General features: G+C 63.3%; 17 protein-coding genes and 1 pseudogene. 12 read left to right on the top strand and 6 right to left on the bottom strand.

From position 1 onward, the window contains the following. The first annotated feature begins 2 nt into the window (after positions 1 to 2). From ispH to L0U81_RS12180, 6 genes are all read left to right on the top strand, one after another. Entirely contained in the window at positions 3 to 962 is a 960-nt protein-coding gene (gene ispH, locus L0U81_RS12205; RefSeq protein WP_233802971.1) for a 4-hydroxy-3-methylbut-2-enyl diphosphate reductase, read from the top strand. A gap of 545 nt (positions 963 to 1,507) precedes the next feature. Next, the gene (locus L0U81_RS12200) at positions 1,508 to 2,710 is read left to right on the top strand and encodes a branched-chain amino acid ABC transporter substrate-binding protein (RefSeq protein ID WP_233802969.1); all 1,203 of its coding nucleotides are present in this window, start codon (positions 1,508 to 1,510) and stop codon (positions 2,708 to 2,710) included. A 228-nt stretch (positions 2,711 to 2,938) separates the two neighbouring features. Beyond that, entirely contained in the window at positions 2,939 to 3,889 is a 951-nt protein-coding gene (locus L0U81_RS12195) for a branched-chain amino acid ABC transporter permease (RefSeq protein WP_233802967.1), read from the top strand. Between the two features lie 26 nt (positions 3,890 to 3,915). Beyond that, positions 3,916 to 5,085, top strand: a complete 1,170-nt coding sequence (locus tag L0U81_RS12190; protein ID WP_233802965.1) for an ABC transporter permease subunit — start codon at positions 3,916 to 3,918, stop codon at positions 5,083 to 5,085. A gap of 20 nt (positions 5,086 to 5,105) precedes the next feature. Then, a complete protein-coding gene (locus tag L0U81_RS12185; RefSeq protein ID WP_233802963.1) occupies positions 5,106 to 5,897 on the top strand; it encodes an ABC transporter ATP-binding protein in 792 nt (263 codons plus the stop codon). A 17-nt stretch (positions 5,898 to 5,914) separates the two neighbouring features. Further along, positions 5,915 to 6,619: an ABC transporter ATP-binding protein gene (locus L0U81_RS12180; RefSeq protein WP_442793404.1), complete on the top strand. Its 705-nt coding sequence runs from the start codon at positions 5,915 to 5,917 to the stop codon at positions 6,617 to 6,619. A gap of 120 nt (positions 6,620 to 6,739) precedes the next feature. Here L0U81_RS12180 and L0U81_RS12175 read toward each other — a convergent pair whose 3' ends face one another. The 4 genes from L0U81_RS12175 to L0U81_RS12160 form a co-directional block, all read right to left on the bottom strand. Beyond that, on the bottom strand, positions 6,740 to 7,033 hold the full coding sequence (locus tag L0U81_RS12175; protein WP_233802959.1) for a GYD domain-containing protein: 294 nt from the start codon (positions 7,031 to 7,033) through the stop codon (positions 6,740 to 6,742). 258 nt (positions 7,034 to 7,291) lie between these two features. Next, the gene (locus tag L0U81_RS12170; RefSeq protein ID WP_233802957.1) at positions 7,292 to 7,765 is read right to left on the bottom strand and encodes a GNAT family acetyltransferase; all 474 of its coding nucleotides are present in this window, start codon (positions 7,763 to 7,765) and stop codon (positions 7,292 to 7,294) included. A 19-nt stretch (positions 7,766 to 7,784) separates the two neighbouring features. After that, positions 7,785 to 8,969: an acetylornithine transaminase gene (locus tag L0U81_RS12165; RefSeq protein ID WP_233802954.1), complete on the bottom strand. Its 1,185-nt coding sequence runs from the start codon at positions 8,967 to 8,969 to the stop codon at positions 7,785 to 7,787. A 394-nt stretch (positions 8,970 to 9,363) separates the two neighbouring features. Further along, positions 9,364 to 10,395, bottom strand: coding sequence for a CDP-6-deoxy-delta-3,4-glucoseen reductase (locus L0U81_RS12160; RefSeq protein ID WP_233802952.1), 1,032 nt, complete (start codon positions 10,393 to 10,395; stop codon positions 9,364 to 9,366). A 94-nt stretch (positions 10,396 to 10,489) separates the two neighbouring features. On the opposite strand from L0U81_RS12160, the gene L0U81_RS12155 reads away from it, so the two are divergent. Beyond that, positions 10,490 to 11,530, top strand: a complete 1,041-nt coding sequence (locus L0U81_RS12155; protein WP_233802950.1) for an NAD-dependent epimerase/dehydratase family protein — start codon at positions 10,490 to 10,492, stop codon at positions 11,528 to 11,530. Positions 11,531 to 11,551: 21 nt separating this feature from the next. On the opposite strand, the gene L0U81_RS12150 is transcribed toward L0U81_RS12155, so the two are convergent. Continuing rightward, positions 11,552 to 11,740 carry a hypothetical protein gene (locus tag L0U81_RS12150; RefSeq protein ID WP_233802948.1) on the bottom strand — a complete coding sequence of 63 codons (189 nt, stop codon included), beginning with the start codon at positions 11,738 to 11,740 and terminating at the stop codon, positions 11,552 to 11,554. Positions 11,741 to 11,897: 157 nt separating this feature from the next. Next, positions 11,898 to 12,608 carry a pseudouridine synthase gene (locus tag L0U81_RS12145; RefSeq protein WP_233802946.1) on the bottom strand — a complete coding sequence of 237 codons (711 nt, stop codon included), beginning with the start codon at positions 12,606 to 12,608 and terminating at the stop codon, positions 11,898 to 11,900. 94 nt (positions 12,609 to 12,702) lie between these two features. On the opposite strand from L0U81_RS12145, the pseudogene L0U81_RS12140 reads away from it, so the two are divergent. From L0U81_RS12140 to L0U81_RS12125, 5 genes and pseudogenes are all read left to right on the top strand, one after another. After that, positions 12,703 to 12,855: pseudogene (locus L0U81_RS12140) on the top strand (MFS transporter); the annotation flags it as partial. 187 nt (positions 12,856 to 13,042) lie between these two features. Further along, complete coding sequence (locus L0U81_RS12135; RefSeq protein WP_233802944.1) at positions 13,043 to 14,089, top strand: MurR/RpiR family transcriptional regulator; 1,047 nt, start codon at positions 13,043 to 13,045, stop codon at positions 14,087 to 14,089. 8 nt (positions 14,090 to 14,097) lie between these two features. Next, the gene (locus tag L0U81_RS12130) at positions 14,098 to 15,087 is read left to right on the top strand and encodes an isoaspartyl peptidase/L-asparaginase family protein (protein WP_233802942.1); all 990 of its coding nucleotides are present in this window, start codon (positions 14,098 to 14,100) and stop codon (positions 15,085 to 15,087) included. Positions 15,088 to 15,160: 73 nt separating this feature from the next. Then, on the top strand, positions 15,161 to 15,286 hold the full coding sequence (locus tag L0U81_RS33525; protein WP_267956997.1) for a hypothetical protein: 126 nt from the start codon (positions 15,161 to 15,163) through the stop codon (positions 15,284 to 15,286). Between the two features lie 8 nt (positions 15,287 to 15,294). After that, a complete protein-coding gene (locus L0U81_RS12125) occupies positions 15,295 to 16,386 on the top strand; it encodes a DmpA family aminopeptidase (protein ID WP_233802940.1) in 1,092 nt (363 codons plus the stop codon). The last annotated feature ends 52 nt before the right edge of the window (positions 16,387 to 16,438 follow it).

Genomic DNA, 16,438 nt, shown 5'->3' with positions numbered 1-16,438 from the left:
ACATGAGCATCACGGATACGACTCTCGCCGAAGCGGAGATCCTGCTGGCCCAGCCACGCGGGTTCTGCGCCGGCGTCGACCGGGCGATCGAGATCGTCGAGCGGGCCATCAAGCTTTATGGCTCGCCGATCTACGTGCGTCACGAAATCGTCCATAACGCCTATGTGGTCGAAGACCTGCGCAAGAAGGGGGCGATCTTCATCGAGAACCTGGACGAAGTGCCGGCGGGCAACACGGTAATCTTCAGCGCGCACGGCGTGTCGAAGGCCGTGCGCTCGGAGGCGGAGTCGCGAGGTCTGCGGGTGTACGACGCCACCTGCCCGCTCGTGACCAAGGTGCATATCGAAGTCGCGAAGATGCGCCAGGACGGTTTCGACATCGTGATGATCGGCCACAAGGGTCACCCGGAAGTCGAAGGCACGATGGGTCAGGCGGCCGAGGGCATGCATTTGGTCGAGGACATCGAAGACGTGCAGGCGTTGCAGCTCGACGATCCCGAGCGGATCGCGTTCGTCACCCAAACCACGCTGTCGGTCGACGACGCCGCCGAGATCATAGGTGCGCTGAAGGCCAAGTACCCGTCTATCCGTGAGCCGAAGAAGCAGGACATCTGCTATGCCACGCAGAATCGACAGGACGCCGTGAAGTTCATGGCGCCGAAGTGCGACGTAGTGGTCGTCGTCGGCAGTCCGAACAGTTCGAATTCGAACCGCTTGCGCGAGCTCGCCGAAAAGCTCGGCGTGCCGGCCTATATGGTCGATTCGCCCGATCAGATCGATCCGGTCTGGGTCGAGGGCAAGCGTCGCATCGGTGTGACGGCTGGCGCGTCGGCGCCGGAAGTGCTGGCGCAGGCGGTGATTGCGCGCCTGCGCGAACTGGGCGTGCGCAATGTGCGCGCGCTCGAGGGCATCGAGGAAAACATCGCGTTTCCGCTGCCGCGCGGGCTCGGTTTGCCAGCCTGACAATCCGTTAGCTGTGTTGAAAGGAAAGCGCGCCCGAGGGCGCGCTTTTTTTATGCCGCGAGTCCGATGAATCTCTGGTTAAATTAAGTGCCAGAACAACGGAATTCCTCAAATTCCGCTGCTCCTGCGCACAAATTATTTTGAATTGTGATCGGGTTCTTTATTGATTTTCTCGTGATGCGTCCCCGTTTTAAGCTGACAAAAGCTTTAAGACGAATTAATCATGCGCTGAATTGGTGCGAATTGGCGAGCTCGCGCTAAAAGGTCATACCGGACGCAAAGCCCGGCCTATCCGGCATTCGGGCTGATCGCCCGCAACACTTGATGCCATCGGGCTCTGCGTCGGTGCAACTGGCGCACGGAAAGGGATCGCAACCGGGTTGCGCTTTTTAGCGGTTTTTGCTCTCAAAATCAGGTTGCAATGCAGGAAAACCCCACCGGTTCAACAATATTGCCACCCGCATAATTGGAGTTACAATGCGCGCGTTCTCAAGGCCTTGAGGTCCTGAACAGTGGATTTTGCAAGGCGCAGGAGACCTTACTTGATGCGAGTCAAATTTGCTTACGCCGTGTCCATCGCGGCCGCGGTTGCGATGCTGACCGCGTGCGGCAAGAAACAGGATGGCGAAGCGGGAGCGGTCGCATCGGCGGCTTCGGCCTCGGCGGTCGCCGCGCCGAGCGAAGCGACTATCGTGAAGATCGGTCATGCGGCTCCGTTGACGGGCGGCATCGCGCATCTGGGCAAGGACAACGAAAATGGGGCGCGCCTCGCGGTCGAGGAAATCAATGCGCAGGGTCTGACGATCGACGCTCGCAAGATACAGCTGCAGCTCGACGCGCAGGACGATGCAGCGGACCCGAAAACCGGCACTGCCGTTGCGCAGAAGCTGGTCGACGATCACGTAGTCGCGGTGATCGGGCATCTGAACTCCGGAGTCTCGATTCCGGCGTCGAAGATCTATAGCGACGCGAGCATCGTGGAGATCTCGCCGTCGTCGACCAATCCGGCGTATACGCAGCAAGGGTTCAAGACAACCTATCGGGTGGTCGCCACCGACGCGCAGCAGGGTCCGGCGCTCGCCAATTACGCGACCAAGGCGCTGGGCGCCAGACGCATCGCGGTCGTGGACGATGCGACCGCCTACGGCAAGGGTCTCGCGGACGAGTTCGCGAAGACCGCCGAGGCGAGCGGCGCGAAGATCGTCGCGCGGGAGGCGACGAACGACAAGGCCACGGATTTCCGGGCCATTCTCACGAAGATCAAGAGTGTTCAGCCGGACGCCATCATGTTCGGCGGCATGGACGCGACGGGCGGGCCGTTTACGAAGCAGGCGGCGGCGCTCGGTATCAGGGCAAAAATCCTTGGCGGCGACGGTGTGTGTACCGACAAGGTAGGTGAGCTGGCGGGTACCGCCGTGCAAAACCTGGTCTGTTCGGAAGCGGGACTCGCGCTTTCGAAGATGGACAAGGGAGCGGACTTCGAAAAGAAGTACGAGGACCGCTTCCACACGCCGGTGCAGATTTACGCGCCGTTCACGTATGACGCTGTGTACGTGATCGTCGATGCAATGAAGCGCGCTAATTCGATCGAGGCGCCCAAGGTGCTGGCTGCGATGCCTTCGACCGATTACAACGGGGTAATCGGCCACATCGCGTTCGACGACAAGGGTGATTTGAAAGAGGGCGCCATCACGCTTTACGACTTCAAGGACGGCAAGAAAGCAGTGCTCGACGTCGTGAAGATGTGATGACGGGATGTTCGGCCTGACGGCACCGACACCATCCAACGGTGCCGTTTTTGCATCCGTCCAAGGGGAGCCTGCGACCGCATCACGGTCGTCAGGGCAAGCCGGCGGCGGATAACCCTTACCGGTCTTTTACATCAGTACCCGCAGTGCCGTTGAGATTCGTAGCCCATCACCGCCTACCGGCAGATGAAAAACGCGAATCCAGTCGCACGGGCTAAGGAGCAATAAATGGATATCTTCATCCAGCAGATCCTGAATGGACTGGTGCTTGGCAGTGTCTACGCCATCATCGCACTAGGCTATACGATGGTTTACGGCATTCTGGGCATCATCAACTTCGCTCACGGCGATGTGTTGATGGTGGGCGCGATGGTTGCGCTCTCCGCCATAGGTGTGCTGCAGAACCACTTTCCCGGCCTCGGCAATGTGCTGACGCTGGTCATAGCGTTGATCATCGCAGCGGCGGTCTGCTCGGTGGTCGGCTACACGATCGAGCGGGTGGCCTACCGGCCGTTGCGCCGCGCACCGCGTCTCGCGCCGCTGATCACCGCGATCGGTGTATCGATCCTGCTGCAGACGCTCGCGATGATGATCTGGTCGCGCAATCCGCTGCCGTTCCCGCAGCTGTTGCCCACCGACCCGATCAACGTGATCAAGGCCACCGACACGACGCCCGGCGCCGTGATCTCGATGACTGAAATCGTGATCATCGTGGTGGCGTTCATCGTGATGGGCGGCCTCCTGCTGCTCGTGCACAAGACCCGGCTCGGCCGCGCCATGCGCGCAATCGCCGAGAACCCGAACGTCGCGAGCCTGATGGGTGTGAGCCCGAACTTCGTGATTTCGGCGACCTTCATGATCGGTTCGGCGCTTGCGGCGCTGGCCGGCGTGATGATCGCGTCCGAATACGGCAACGCGCACTTCTACATGGGCTTCATCCCTGGCCTGAAGGCCTTTACCGCGGCGGTGCTCGGCGGTATCGGCAATCTCGGCGGCGCGATGGTCGGCGGCGTGCTCCTCGGCCTGATCGAGCAGTTGGGCGCCGGCTATATCGGCAACCTCACGGGCGGCGTGTTCGGTAGTAACTACCAGGACGTGTTCGCGTTCATCGTGCTGATCGTCGTGCTGGTGTTCCGTCCGTCGGGCCTGCTCGGCGAACGTGTCGCGGATCGCGCCTGATCCCGGGCCACAAGGAGTCAACAATCATGACCTCAATTCAACCGATCGAGCCTTCCACGACGCTCATCCCCGAAAAAAACCGCACGAAGACGCTGACCATCGGCGTGATCACGACGATCTTCGTGATCGCTGCGCCGATGATTATCGGCGCGCTGGGCGGCAACTACTGGGTCCGCGTGCTCGACTTCGCGATGCTGTACGTGATGCTCGCGCTGGGCCTGAACGTGGTGGTCGGCTTCGCCGGCCTGCTGGATTTGGGCTACATCGCGTTCTACGCGATCGGCGCCTACACGGCCGCGTTGCTGAGCTCGCCGCACCTCACGACGCAATTCGAGTGGATTGCGCATCTCGCGCCGGGCGGCCTGCACGTGCCGATCTGGATCATCGTGCCGATCGCGATGTCGCTCGCCGCGATGTTCGGGATTCTGCTCGGCGCGCCGACGCTGCGTCTGCGTGGCGACTACCTCGCGATCGTGACCCTCGGCTTCGGGGAAATCGTGCGGATTTTCATGAACAACCTCGACCGTCCGGTGAACATCACCAATGGGCCGAAGGGGATCACCGGGATCAATCCGGTCCAGATCGGCGGCTTCAGCCTCTCGCAGTCGCACTCGCTGTTCGGCTTCCAGATACCGTCGGTGTCCCTGTACTACTACCTGTTCGTGCTGTGCGCACTGTTCGTGATCTGGACCTGTACGCGTCTGCAGCATTCGCGGATCGGCCGCGCGTGGGCCGCGATCCGCGAGGACGAAATCGCCGCCAAGGCGATGGGTATCAACACCCGTAACGTGAAGCTGCTCGCCTTCGCGATGGGCGCGTCGTTCGGCGGCCTGTCGGGCGCGATGTTCGGCGCGTTCCAGGGTTTCGTGTCGCCGGAATCGTTCACGTTCTGGGAATCGGTCGTGGTGCTCGCCTGCGTGGTGCTCGGCGGCATGGGCCACATTCCGGGCGTGATTCTCGGCGCGGTGCTGCTCGCGGTGTTCCCCGAGTTCCTGCGTTCGACGATGGGTCCGTTGCAGAACATGGTCTTCGGCCATGAAATCGTCGATACCGAAGTGATCCGTCAGTTGCTGTACGGTCTCGCGATGGTCGTGATCATGCTGTATCGCTCGGAAGGCCTGTGGCCCGCGCCGAAGCACGAAGACAAGATTGCGAAGCTGGCCAAGCGCACCGGCAAGAAACCGGTGCGCGCATAAGGCGCCGTGGAGAAAATGACATGAGCGATAACGTAAGCAACAACTCGACGATCCGTCTGTCGGTGAAGGGCGTCAACAAGCGCTTCGGCGGCCTGCAGGCGCTTTCCGAAGTCGGCCTGCAGATCCGCGCGGGCGAGATCTACGGTTTGATCGGCCCGAACGGCGCCGGCAAGACGACCTTCTTCAACGTGATCACGGGTCTGTACACACCGGATTCGGGCGAGTTCAAGCTCGATGGCGAGAACTACACGCCGACCGCGGTCTACCAGGTCGCGAAGGCCGGCATCGCGCGCACGTTCCAGAACATCCGGCTGTTCGGCGGCATGACCGCTCTCGAAAACGTGATGGTCGGGCGGCACGTGCGCACCAAGCACGGCCTGCTCGGCGCGGTGTTCCAGACGCCGGCCGAGCGTAAGGAAGAGCGCGAGATCAAGGAGCGCGCGCTCGAACTGCTCGACTACGTCGGTATCACGCAATACGCGGACTACACGTCGCGCAACCTGTCGTATGGTCACCAGCGTCGGCTGGAAATCGCACGTGCGTTGGCGACCGATCCGAAGTTGCTCGCACTCGACGAACCGGCGGCCGGCATGAATGCCACCGAGAAGGTCGAGCTGACCAAGCTGCTCGACAAGATCCGCACGGACGGCAAGACAATTCTGCTGATCGAACACGACGTGAAGCTCGTGATGGGCCTGTGCAACCAGATGACGGTGCTCGACTACGGCAAGGTGATTGCGCAGGGTCTGCCGCAGGACGTGCAGAAGGATGCGAAGGTGATCGAAGCTTATCTGGGTGCGGGGGTCCACTGATGTCCACGACGCAAGCAATGTTGAAAATCAAGGGCCTGCAGGTCAACTACGGCGGCATCCAGGCGGTCAAGGGTGTCGACCTCGAGGTCGGGCAGGGCGAACTCGTCACGCTGATCGGCGCGAACGGCGCGGGCAAGACCACGACGATGAAGGCGATCACGGGGCTGAAGGCGTATGCGGCCGGCGACATCGAGTACATGGGTCAGTCCATCAAAGGGCTGCCCGCGCATGAGCTGCTCAAGCGCGGTCTCGCGATGGTGCCGGAAGGGCGTGGCATCTTCGCGCGCATGTCGATCGTCGAGAACATGCAGATGGGCGCCTATCTGCGCAACGATACCGAGGCCATCAAGTCGGATGTCGAGCGCATGTTTGGCTACTTCCCGCGTCTGAAGGAGCGTGCATCGCAATATGCGGGCACGCTGTCAGGCGGCGAGCAGCAGATGCTCGCGATGGCGCGCGCGATCATCTCGCGCCCCAAACTGTTGTTGCTCGATGAACCGTCGATGGGTCTGTCGCCGATCATGGTCGAGAAGATCTTCGAAGTGGTGCGCTCGATTTCCGCCGAAGGCATGACCGTTCTGCTCGTCGAGCAGAACGCGCGTCTTGCGCTGCAGGCGGCGAATCGCGGCTACGTGATGGACTCCGGTCTGATCACGATGTCGGGCGACGCGAAGCAGATGCTCGACGATCCGAAGGTTCGGGCCGCGTACCTGGGTGAATGAGTGGGCGAATAAGGTAGGTGATCAGCTGGGCGTGTGCCGTTCGCGTACACGTCCGGCTCGCAACGCGCCTCACGATGCAACGTCGTGGGGCGCGTTTTATTTTGCTGGCTAGGGCGTGAATTATGGGAGTCGCCCGATAACCGCGCTGATTTCGTCTTTTGTGAACGCACGCAGCGTTTGCGAGCGGACATTGCCGGCCGAGCTGAGCGCCAGGCCGAAGGCGAGGAAGCTCTGCTCGTCTGCCGCTTCGATGACCGAGACAATGTCGTATTCCCCTAAGGTCCAGTAGATCTGCTTCATTTCGCAGCCGAAAGTTTTTGCCATCTCTGCCGCCTGCCCGGCTCGCTGGGCGGTGTTCTTGATTGCGCGAACACCTTGATCCGTGAATTGCATGAGCACCACATAAGTCGCCATGAAGATTCCCCTTAGGATTCAAACGTTTTGGGACTCGGACGCATGAGCCGAACCGCGGAGCATCGCGAACCGCCGAAAACCTGTTTTCCCAGCCGCGGGGTGGTCTCGTGCGTAAACGATTCTAGGCAATTCACCTGCCCGCCATCCGCTGTTTGTCCGAATCCGCCGATATGTACGCCCTTCCTTGGGGAATCATAGAAAAGGCCGCATGTGCTAACCAACGCATGCGGCCTTGATCAATCAGGTGTGCGGCGCGAATCAACCCGCCGGTGCCGCGTCCGCGTATTTGCCGAGCCGCTTGCCGAGGCTGATCACTGCGTCGGTGCGATAACCGAGCGCATCGTAGAACGCGTGCACTTCAGCCGTCGCCGACGATAGAACCTGCAGGTTCAGCTTCGGACATCCAAGCTTCGTCAACTCGCTCTCGACGTGCGAAACGAGTCGCGTACCGATGCCATGACGTCGCAGCGATGCGTCGACCGCGAGCGAATACAGCCAGCCGCGGTGGCCGTCATAGCCGCCCATCACGGTGCCGACGATGCGTCCATCGAGCACCGCGACGAAGAACAGCTCTGGTTGCGTAGCGAGCTTGTTCGTGATCGACAGACGCGGATTGCGCTGCGGTCTCGTCACGTCGCGATACTCGGGAAACACCGCCTGCCACAGTGCGATCACCGCCTCGGTATCGCTCGCGTCGAAGCGGCGGATCGAGAGCGTCGTGTTCGTCGTCATCGGTGCGCTCCTCTGTCGATTACAGCGAGTCGAGAACCGAGCGCAGCATCGCCAGCATCTGGTCGATCTCTTCGGTCGTCACGTTCAGCGCCGGCATGAAGCGCAGCAGGTTTGGACGGGCCGCGTTCAGCAGCACGCCGTCGGGCTGCATCTCGCGCGCCTTCTCGACGATCTGGTTGCCGATGTCCTTGCCGAGCAGCAGCGCGCGCAGCAGACCCTCGCCGCGCTCGCCCTTGAAGCCGCGCTCTTCGGACAGCTCGAGCAGCTTCGTGCGCAGATATTCGCCGCGCGAGCGCACGCCTTCGAGGAAGCCCGGTGCCGTCAGCTGCGAGATCACCGAGTAGCCGACCGCGGTCATCAGCGGATTGCCGTTGTAGGTGCCGCCCTGGTCGCCGGCTTCGAACACGGCGATTTCCGCCTTCGACAGCAGCGCCGCGAGCGGCACGCCGCCGCCGATGCCCTTGCCGAGCGTCATGATGTCCGGCTCGATGCCCGACAACTGATACGCGAACAGCGTGCCGGCGCGACCGCAGCCGCTTTGCACTTCATCGACGATCAGCAGCAGGTTGTGCTTTTTCGTCAGCTCGCGCAGCTGCTGCATGAATTCGCGAGTCGCGGGGATCACGCCGCCTTCGCCCTGGATCGGTTCGAGCATCACCGCGACGGTCTTCGCATTGATCAGCCTTTCCACCGATGCGATGTCGTTCAGGTCGGCCTTCGGGAAGCCCGGCACCTGCGGCGAGTAGATCGTGTCCCAGCCAGGCTTGCCGCTGGCCGACATCGTCGCGAGCGTGCGGCCGTGGAAGCTGTGATCGAACGTGATGATCTCGAACGCGCCGTCCTTGAACTTTCTGCCCCACTTGCGCGCGAGCTTGATCGCGCCTTCGTTCGCCTCGGCGCCGCTATTGGCGAAGAACACCTTGTCGAAGCAGCTGTGCTGCGTGAGCAGACCCGCGAGCTTTGCCATCGGTTCGTTGTAGAACGCCGGCGACGGGTTGATCAGCAGCTTGGCCTGGCTGTTCAGCGCTTCGATCATGCCGTCATTGCAGTGGCCGAGGCTGTTGACCGCCCAGCCCTGAATGAAATCCAGGTAGCGCTTGCCGTTGTTATCGTAAATCCACGAGCCTTTGCCGTGCGTGAAAACGATTTCGGGCCGGTTCGTGATGTACATCAGCGAATCGATTGGATACTCATTGAAATTCATGACGGCAGGCTCCAGGCAAATGGGTAAGAGCAGGGTGAAGAAACGGTGTCGGTTTGGCCAATCAAAACGGTGGCCTGAAAAACAGAAAAGCCACGGCATGCCGTGGCTTTCATGATTCGAACAGCTTGCGCCCAGGTTTGGGTGTGGCGCGAGTCCGTGACGAAGCCAGCGGCGTCCCTAGGGGAGCGGCGAGCGGCGACGTCGGAGTTCGGACTGGATGCGGTTCATGCGCGAAAGAATACGATAAGAAAAGCGCTGGTGTAAACCATGAAATTGCATCGGTGCTGCACTTCAGGCGAATTTGCCGGGTTGCCGCGAGGCTGACATGTTCGGCGCGAACGGCCCGCGCGAGCGCTTGTTCAAGCGTGCAGGCGGGCCGTTTGCGCCCGTGCAATCAGACCGCGTTGGCGAGATCGGCCGCGCTCGTAAACGAGTCCGCGTAGAACTCGTCTTCCGGCAGTTGGTGATGCTGCGTGAAGTCGCGCAGCGCCGATTCAACCATCACCGGCGCGCCGCACGCATACACCTGGTAGGCCGACAGATCGGGCAGATCCTCGATCACCGCGCGATGCACGAAGCCCGTGCGGCCCGTCCACGCGTCGCTCGCATCGGGTTCGGAGAGCACCGGCACGAACTTGAAGTTCGGAATCTCGCGCGCCCATTGTTCGGCGAGTTCGAGCAGATACAGGTCTTTCTTGCGGCGCGCGCCCCAGTAAAGCGTCATTGGGCGCGTGATGTTCTTGAACACCGCATGCTCGACGATCGCCTTCAGCGGCGCGAAGCCGGTGCCCGACGCGAGCAGCACGATCGGCTTGTCCGAGTCTTCGCGCAGGAAGAACGTGCCGAGCGGTGCTTCGAAGCGCAGGATGTCGCGCTCCTTCAATGTGTTGAACACGTGATCGGTGAAGGCACCGCCGGGCATGTGGCGAATGTGCAGCTCGATCGGGCCCTCGACGTGCGGCGCGTTCGCCATCGAATAGCTGCGGCGCTTGCCGTCCTTCAGGATGAATTCGAGGTACTGGCCGGCCATATATTGCAGACGCTCGTTGGCGGGCAGTTGCAGCTTCACGACGATCACGTCGTCGGCCTTGCGCTCGATCGCGTTCACGCGGCACGGCAGCTTCTTGACCTGCACGTCGCCCACGCCGGCCACTTCGCGGATGTCGACTTCGAGATCGGAGCAGGCGGTCGCGCAGCACAGGAGTGCCATGCCGCGCGTCTTTTCGTCGTTCGACAACGCCGACGACGAATGCGCGCGCTGTTCGACCTCGCCGCTCACGACCGTGCCCTTGCATGAACCGCACGCGCCGTTCTTGCAGCCGTACGGCAGGCCGATGCCTTGACGCAGGGCTGCGGAGAGCACCGGTTCGTCCTGTTCTACCTGAAACTGCCGGCAGCTTTGCCGGAGCGTGACGTTAAATGCCATAAAGTGTTCGAAATCGAAAAGTCGGAATCGTAATCGGACCCGTCGGAAGACCCGCACGGTACCTGTTGCGTGTGACCGCTACAATGCGTCCACCATGAATGCGACACGAAACTTCCGCCGGCCACGCGTGCTGATCGTAGGATGCGGCGACGTCGGCATGCGGTGTGTGCCTCTCTTGCGGCCGCGCGCGCATGTCTTCGCGTTGACGAGCCATGCCGAGCGCTGCGCCGAATTGCGCGCCGCGGGCGTGACGCCGCTCGTTGGCGATCTGGATGCGCGCCGCAGCCTCAAACGGCTCGCGCGCCTCGCGCCGACGGTGCTGCATCTCGCGCCACCGCAGAAGTCCGGCGAGGACGATCGACGCACTCGCGCGTTGCTGGCGACGTTAGGTACCGCGGGCCGCATGAGCGCTTGCGCGGCGAGGCCGTCGGTCGCGCCGATCGCGCCGATCGCGCGGCTGCGCCGCGCGCGCGCTTCAGGTCTGGACGCTGAAACAGCCGGTATTGTACCCGACGGGGTGCGCCGAACCGCCGCTTCGCGCGCACCGGTGCGCATCGTTTACGCAAGCACGACGGGCGTCTACGGCGATTGCGGCGGCGCGTGGATCGACGAAACACGCGCGGCGCGGCCCGCGAATGCGCGCGCAAAACGTCGCGTGTCGGCCGAGCGGCAGTTGCGCGCCGCAACGGCGCGCGGCAGCGTCGCTGCGAGCATCGCGCGGATTCCGGGCATCTATGCGCGCAACCGTCTGCCGCTCTCGCGGCTCGAAAAAGGCACGCCGGCGCTCATCGACGCCGACGACGTCTACACGAATCACATCCACGCTGATGACCTCGCCGCGATCCTCGTACGTCTCGCGACGCATGGCCGACCCGGGCGCGCGCTGCACGCGTCGGACGACTCGTCACTGAAAATGGGAGAGTATTTCGACGCGGTCGCCGACGCGTTCGGGCTCGCCCGTGCGCCGCGCATCACACGCGCGCAGGCGGAGCAGCACATCGATCCGATGCTGCTGTCGTTCATGCGCGAGTCGCGCCGACTGGTGAACCGGCGTCTGAAGAAAGAATTGCGAATGCGTCTGCGCTATCCGAGCGTGGACGATTTTTTGCGCGAAACGGCGGGCAAGGGCGGTTAGGTCGCACCCGTTCCCCCGGCATCAGGTGAGTGACGGCAGCACTTCCAGCAGCAGAAAGCACAGGATGCCGCCGATCAGCGCGCCGATCAGGTTCGGATGGTACTTGTGCCGCAGCCGCATGATGACCAGCGATCCGCCGATCAGCAGCAGAGCAAAACAGATAAACGCAATCATCGCCTGTGAAAACGCCATCGTGCTGTAAATATGCATGGCGCCCCTCCTTGAAACCTTTGTAGTCCTTTGTTTAGACGAGTATAGGGCGACATGTAAGCAACGGCATGCTGCAACGCAGCGCCGTATGTGCGATTCACCGCAATGCGCGCAGGCTTTCTCAGGCGCATCAAGGGCTTAGCTGCGCGGTAGCTGTTTACCCGGCCCGCAGCGCGGCGAGGCCGGTGTCGTCGAGCCATTGCCACGCGCCGGACGCGAGCGTCGCGGGGAGCGTGAGGCCGCCGATCCGCTCGCGATGCAGCGCTTCACACCGGTTGCCCGAGGCCGCGATCATCCGCTTGACCTGGTGGTATTTGCCTTCGAGCACGGTGAGCGCGAGCGTGTGGGTGTCGCGCGTCTGTGCGTCGAGCGCGGCGCTCGGCCTGGTCTCGCCGTGCAGCAGCACGCCGTCGCGCAAGGCGGTGAGCTGCGCGTCGTCGAGCGGATGCCGCGTGGTCGCGACGTAGAGTTTCGGCACCTTGCGTTTCGGCGACGTGAACTGATGGACGAACTTGCCGTCGTCGGAGAGCAGCAGGAGGCCCGTGGTGTCCTGATCGAGACGGCCGACGCACTGCACGCCGCGCTCGGCGAACTGCGGTGGCAGCAGGCTGAACACGCTCAGATGATGCTGCGGATCGCGCGAGCATTCGTACCCGACGGGCTTGTTGAGCAGCAGATACGCGTGCTCGCGATACGGCCATTCAACGCCGTCCACGCTAAAGCGCAACGCGCCGCTATCGACCGCGAAATCGGCGTCGGCATCGGTGCAGATCGCACCGTCGATGCTGACGCGCGCGTCGCCGATCAGCGCGCGGCATTGGCGGCGCGAACCGAAACCTTGAGTAAAGAGGATGCTTTCGAGATTCATGGCGAGCGAAGAATAACACCGCAAGAAGCGGAGCGCCCTGCAAGTCCTGTGCGACGACGATGAATACCTCGCTTCAAACCTCGGGAGTGCCTCGATGTCCGCCACGTCTTCCTCGTCGTCTTCATCTGCCAACGCTCAACGTCTGCCCCGCGCGTTCCAGCGCCTCGCCTGGTCGAACCTGTGCGCGCAATCGGCCGAGCAGATCAGCCTTGCCGCCGCGTCGCTCGTTAAGGTGTTCGCGCTCGGCTTCGTCGCCACGATGAAAATGGATTTTCATTGCGACGCAGCATGGCGTGGATGCTGAACCCCCCTTGCATGAAGGGCTTTGGTCGGTGAAAACCCTCGAAAGGTGAAAATCAATTTCTTTCATCGTTTCTTCCGTGTAAATTTACTTTCATCGAATTCGCCTGGAACAACTGCGCCCATCCGCTCGCATGATCCATCACCTGTCCGCAGTGTCGAACCCCGCCGAGCAGGCCGTCGCCGCGCGCATTGCCGCCGCGATGCCGACGCTCACACCGATCCATCAGCGCATGGGCGAGTACGTGCTGGCCAATCTGTTTCGCGCGGCGACGATGCGCATCGACGAACTCGCGAGAGTGGTCGGCGCGTCGGTCGCAAGCGCGAATCGCTTTGCGCGCGCGCTCGGCTTCGACGGTTATCCGCAGTTTCGCGAGGCGCTCGTGCGCGGCTTCGAGGCAACCCTCGCGCCGGTCGAGCGGCTGCGCAGCGCACAGGAAACCCTCGCGGCCGACGACGATCTGATCGACGCATCGCTCGAGCAGGCCACCAGCAATCTGCGCGCGACGCGTACGTCGATTGACCGCGCAACGGCCGACGCCGCCGTCGATGCGATCATCGCCGCGCGCCGCGTGTTCGTCATTGGCTTCGGTGCCAGCGCGTTTCTCGCGAGCCTGATGGAGCACGGCCTGTTGCCGTATCACGACAACGTGCATTCGCTCGCGTTGACCGGTGGACCGTCGCACGCAGCGCGCCATCTGGTGGGTTCGGGCGCGGGCGATCTGGTGATCGGCATCGCGTTTCCGCGCTATGTTCGGGACACGATCGAGCTCGCGCGCCGCGCGTCCGAACGCGGCGCGCGTGTGCTCGCGCTGACCGACGGTCCGCGCTCGCCGCTCGCGCAATTCGCGGACCTGTCGCTGTATATCCGCACTGACCGGCGTCTCGCGTCGAATGCCGATTCGGCCGTGCTCGCGGTCATCGAGGCGCTGTGCGACGCGGTAGCGTATCGCGCGCAACGCTCGGTCAAGGCGGCCGCCGAGGTCAGCGAGTTCGTGCTGCCGTGGCTCGTCGATCCGCAGGCCGGCGCGGTGCGCGCCGCGCAGGAGCCGGCGCGCACCGCGAGCAAAGCCGCGCGCGCGAAGGCCGACAACACCAAAGCCAAAGGCATCAAAGCCAGGGATACCGAAGCAAAATCCGTCACGGCAGCCCGCGCTCCCCGAACCACCCGTACTCCATAGTCCAAACGATGAACTCCAACGCAGTCATTGCCATTCATGGCGGAGCAGGGACGATCCTGCGCGCGTCGATGTCGGCCAGCGCCGAAACCGAATATCACGCGGCGCTCAACGCGGTGCTGCGCGCCGGCCAGCGCGTGCTCGGCGACGGCGGCAGCGCGCTCGACGCGGTCAGCGAAGCGGTGCGTCTGCTCGAAGACTGCGCGCTCTTCAACGCGGGGCACGGCGCGGTCTACACGGCGGCCGGCACGCACGAGCTCGACGCCGCGATCATGGACGGCCGCACGCTCGACGCCGGCGCGATCTGCTGTGTGAAGCGCGTGCGCAATCCGGTTCTCGCCGCGCGCCGCGTGCTCGAGCGCAGCGACCATGTGCTGTTCACCGGCGAAGGCGCGGAAGCATTCGCCGCCGCGCAGGGACTCGAGTTCGTCGATAACAGCTACTTCGATACCGACGCGCGCTATCGCCAATGGCAGCTCGCGCGCAAGCAGCAGCGCCCGATGCTCGATCACGACGCCGCGACGCTCGCGGTTGGGGCTTCGAGCGATAACGACCCGACGCCGCACGAGCCGATCGATCCGAACCGCAAGTTCGGCACCGTAGGCGCGGTCGCGCTCGACCGCCACGGGCATCTCGCCGCGGCGACTTCGACGGGCGGCGTGACCAACAAGCAGGTGGGCCGCGTCGGCGACACGCCGCTGATCGGCGCGGGCTGCTACGCGGACGACGCGACCTGCGCGGTGTCGACCACCGGCTCCGGCGAAATGTTCATGCGCATGGTCGCCGCCTACGACGTCGCCGCGCAGATGGCCTATCGGCAGGTCTCGCTCGAAGAAGCCGCGCACGACGTCGTGATGAACCGCCTGCCGAAGATTGACGGACGCGGTGGGCTCGTCGCCGTCGACGTGCACGGCAACGTGACGCTGCCGTTCAACACCGAAGGCATGTATCGCGGTTTCGCGCGGCTAGGCGAAGCGCCGGTGACGGCGATCTATCGCTAGCCGTTCGCCTCTGACGCCGGATTGCCGTCCGTCTGCAGCCCCGGTAGCCGCGTTCGATTTCAAAGGAATCACCGTGCCGACTTCCTCGCACACCACCAGCCCGCTCATCGAAACCCTGCTGCCGGAGCGGGTGCTCGCGTTCAACCTGCTCGGCGACGGTCTATGCGACGCGCTCGATCCAAAGCTCGACCGGCCGTGAGCATAAACATGAGCATGGCTAACTATTCGATCGAGCGTGCGCCGCATATTGGCACGTTGCCGGCCGGACCGCTCGGCACGATCGCCGACGTGGGCGGGGTGAGCGTCGGACATTGCACGCTTGCTGAAGGCGCGCTGCAAACCGGTGTAACCGTGATCCGGCCGCATCGCGGCGATCCATTCGCCGACAAGGTGCCCGCCGCCGCATCGGTGATCAACGGCTTCGGCAAGAGCATCGGGCTCGTGCAGGTTGACGAACTCGGCACGCTCGAGACGCCGATCGCGCTGACCAACACGTTCGGTGTCGGCGCGCTCGCGCAGGCGCAGATCCGTGCGGCGATCCGGGCGAATTCGCGCATCGGTCGCGAATGGTCGACGGTCAATCCGCTCGTGTTCGAATGCAACGACGGCTTCCTGAACGACATTCAGGCGCTCGCTGTTACCGAGCAGCATTTCAACGACGCATTCGACGCGGCGGGTAGCGAGGTCGCGAGCGGTGCGGTCGGCGCGGGGCGCGGCATGTCGTGCTTCGATCTGAAGGGGGGCATCGGCACCGCGTCGCGCGTGGTGAGTGCGGCGGGCCGTGGCTTCACCATCGGCGCGCTCGTGCTCGCGAACTTCGGCCGTCTGCTGATGCTGACGATTGACGGCACGCCGCTTGGCCGCATGCTGGCCGAACGCGAGGTCACGGCTGCGGCTAGTGCTGCTGATGCAACCACAGACAAGCCCGAGCAAGGCTCGATCATCATGATCGTCGCGACCGATGCGCCGCTTGACGCACGTCAGTTGAAACGGTTGTCGTTGCGCGCGGCGGCTGGTCTCGCGCGGACCGGTTCGGCGTACGGCCACGGCAGTGGCGATATCGCGCTGGCGTTCTCGACGGCCTATACGTTGCCGCACGGCGCCGACTTCGTCGCATCGCCGCCGCTCGTTGCGGATCACTGCATGGACCCGCTGTTTCGCGCGTGCGCTGACAGCGTGGAACAGTCGATCCTCGACGCGTTGTGGAGCGCCGAATCCGTCACCGGTCGCGATGGTCATCGGCGGCTGTCGTTGCGCGACAGCGTGCCGGATCTTGCCGAACTGCTGTCGATGGCGTGACGCTGCGCTTCAATGCGGCGTCGGCCGAACACGTGCTGCAGAGGGTGAACTG

This window comes from Paraburkholderia sp. HP33-1 (assembly GCF_021390595.1).
In the GTDB taxonomy this organism is placed as follows: Bacteria; Pseudomonadota; Gammaproteobacteria; order Burkholderiales; family Burkholderiaceae; genus Paraburkholderia.
The sequence above is the reverse complement of the archived record's forward strand: the minus strand, read 5'-3'. Positions and strand labels throughout refer to the sequence as shown.

Excerpts from the sequence above, each read along its gene's own strand:
- L0U81_RS12185 (WP_233802963.1), top strand. The coding sequence starts at position 5,106 with ATGAGCGATAACGTAAGCAACAACTCGACGATCCGTCTGTCGGTGAAG.
- L0U81_RS12190 (WP_233802965.1), top strand. The coding sequence starts at position 3,916 with ATGACCTCAATTCAACCGATCGAGCCTTCCACGACGCTCATCCCCGAA.
- L0U81_RS12155 (WP_233802950.1), top strand. The coding sequence starts at position 10,490 with ATGAATGCGACACGAAACTTCCGCCGGCCACGCGTGCTGATCGTAGGA.
- L0U81_RS12175 (WP_233802959.1), bottom strand. The coding sequence starts at position 7,033 with ATGGCGACTTATGTGGTGCTCATGCAATTCACGGATCAAGGTGTTCGC.
- L0U81_RS12130 (WP_233802942.1), top strand. The coding sequence starts at position 14,098 with ATGAACTCCAACGCAGTCATTGCCATTCATGGCGGAGCAGGGACGATC.
- L0U81_RS12160 (WP_233802952.1), bottom strand. The coding sequence starts at position 10,395 with ATGGCATTTAACGTCACGCTCCGGCAAAGCTGCCGGCAGTTTCAGGTA.
- L0U81_RS12200 (WP_233802969.1), top strand. The coding sequence starts at position 1,508 with ATGCGAGTCAAATTTGCTTACGCCGTGTCCATCGCGGCCGCGGTTGCG.
- L0U81_RS12135 (WP_233802944.1), top strand. The coding sequence starts at position 13,043 with ATGATCCATCACCTGTCCGCAGTGTCGAACCCCGCCGAGCAGGCCGTC.
- L0U81_RS12170 (WP_233802957.1), bottom strand. The coding sequence starts at position 7,765 with ATGACGACGAACACGACGCTCTCGATCCGCCGCTTCGACGCGAGCGAT.
- L0U81_RS12150 (WP_233802948.1), bottom strand. The coding sequence starts at position 11,740 with ATGCATATTTACAGCACGATGGCGTTTTCACAGGCGATGATTGCGTTT.
- L0U81_RS12180 (WP_442793404.1), top strand. The coding sequence starts at position 5,915 with ATGTTGAAAATCAAGGGCCTGCAGGTCAACTACGGCGGCATCCAGGCG.
- L0U81_RS12195 (WP_233802967.1), top strand. The coding sequence starts at position 2,939 with ATGGATATCTTCATCCAGCAGATCCTGAATGGACTGGTGCTTGGCAGT.
- L0U81_RS12125 (WP_233802940.1), top strand. The coding sequence starts at position 15,295 with ATGAGCATGGCTAACTATTCGATCGAGCGTGCGCCGCATATTGGCACG.
- L0U81_RS12145 (WP_233802946.1), bottom strand. The coding sequence starts at position 12,608 with ATGAATCTCGAAAGCATCCTCTTTACTCAAGGTTTCGGTTCGCGCCGC.
- ispH (WP_233802971.1), top strand. The coding sequence starts at position 3 with ATGAGCATCACGGATACGACTCTCGCCGAAGCGGAGATCCTGCTGGCC.
- L0U81_RS12165 (WP_233802954.1), bottom strand. The coding sequence starts at position 8,969 with ATGAATTTCAATGAGTATCCAATCGATTCGCTGATGTACATCACGAAC.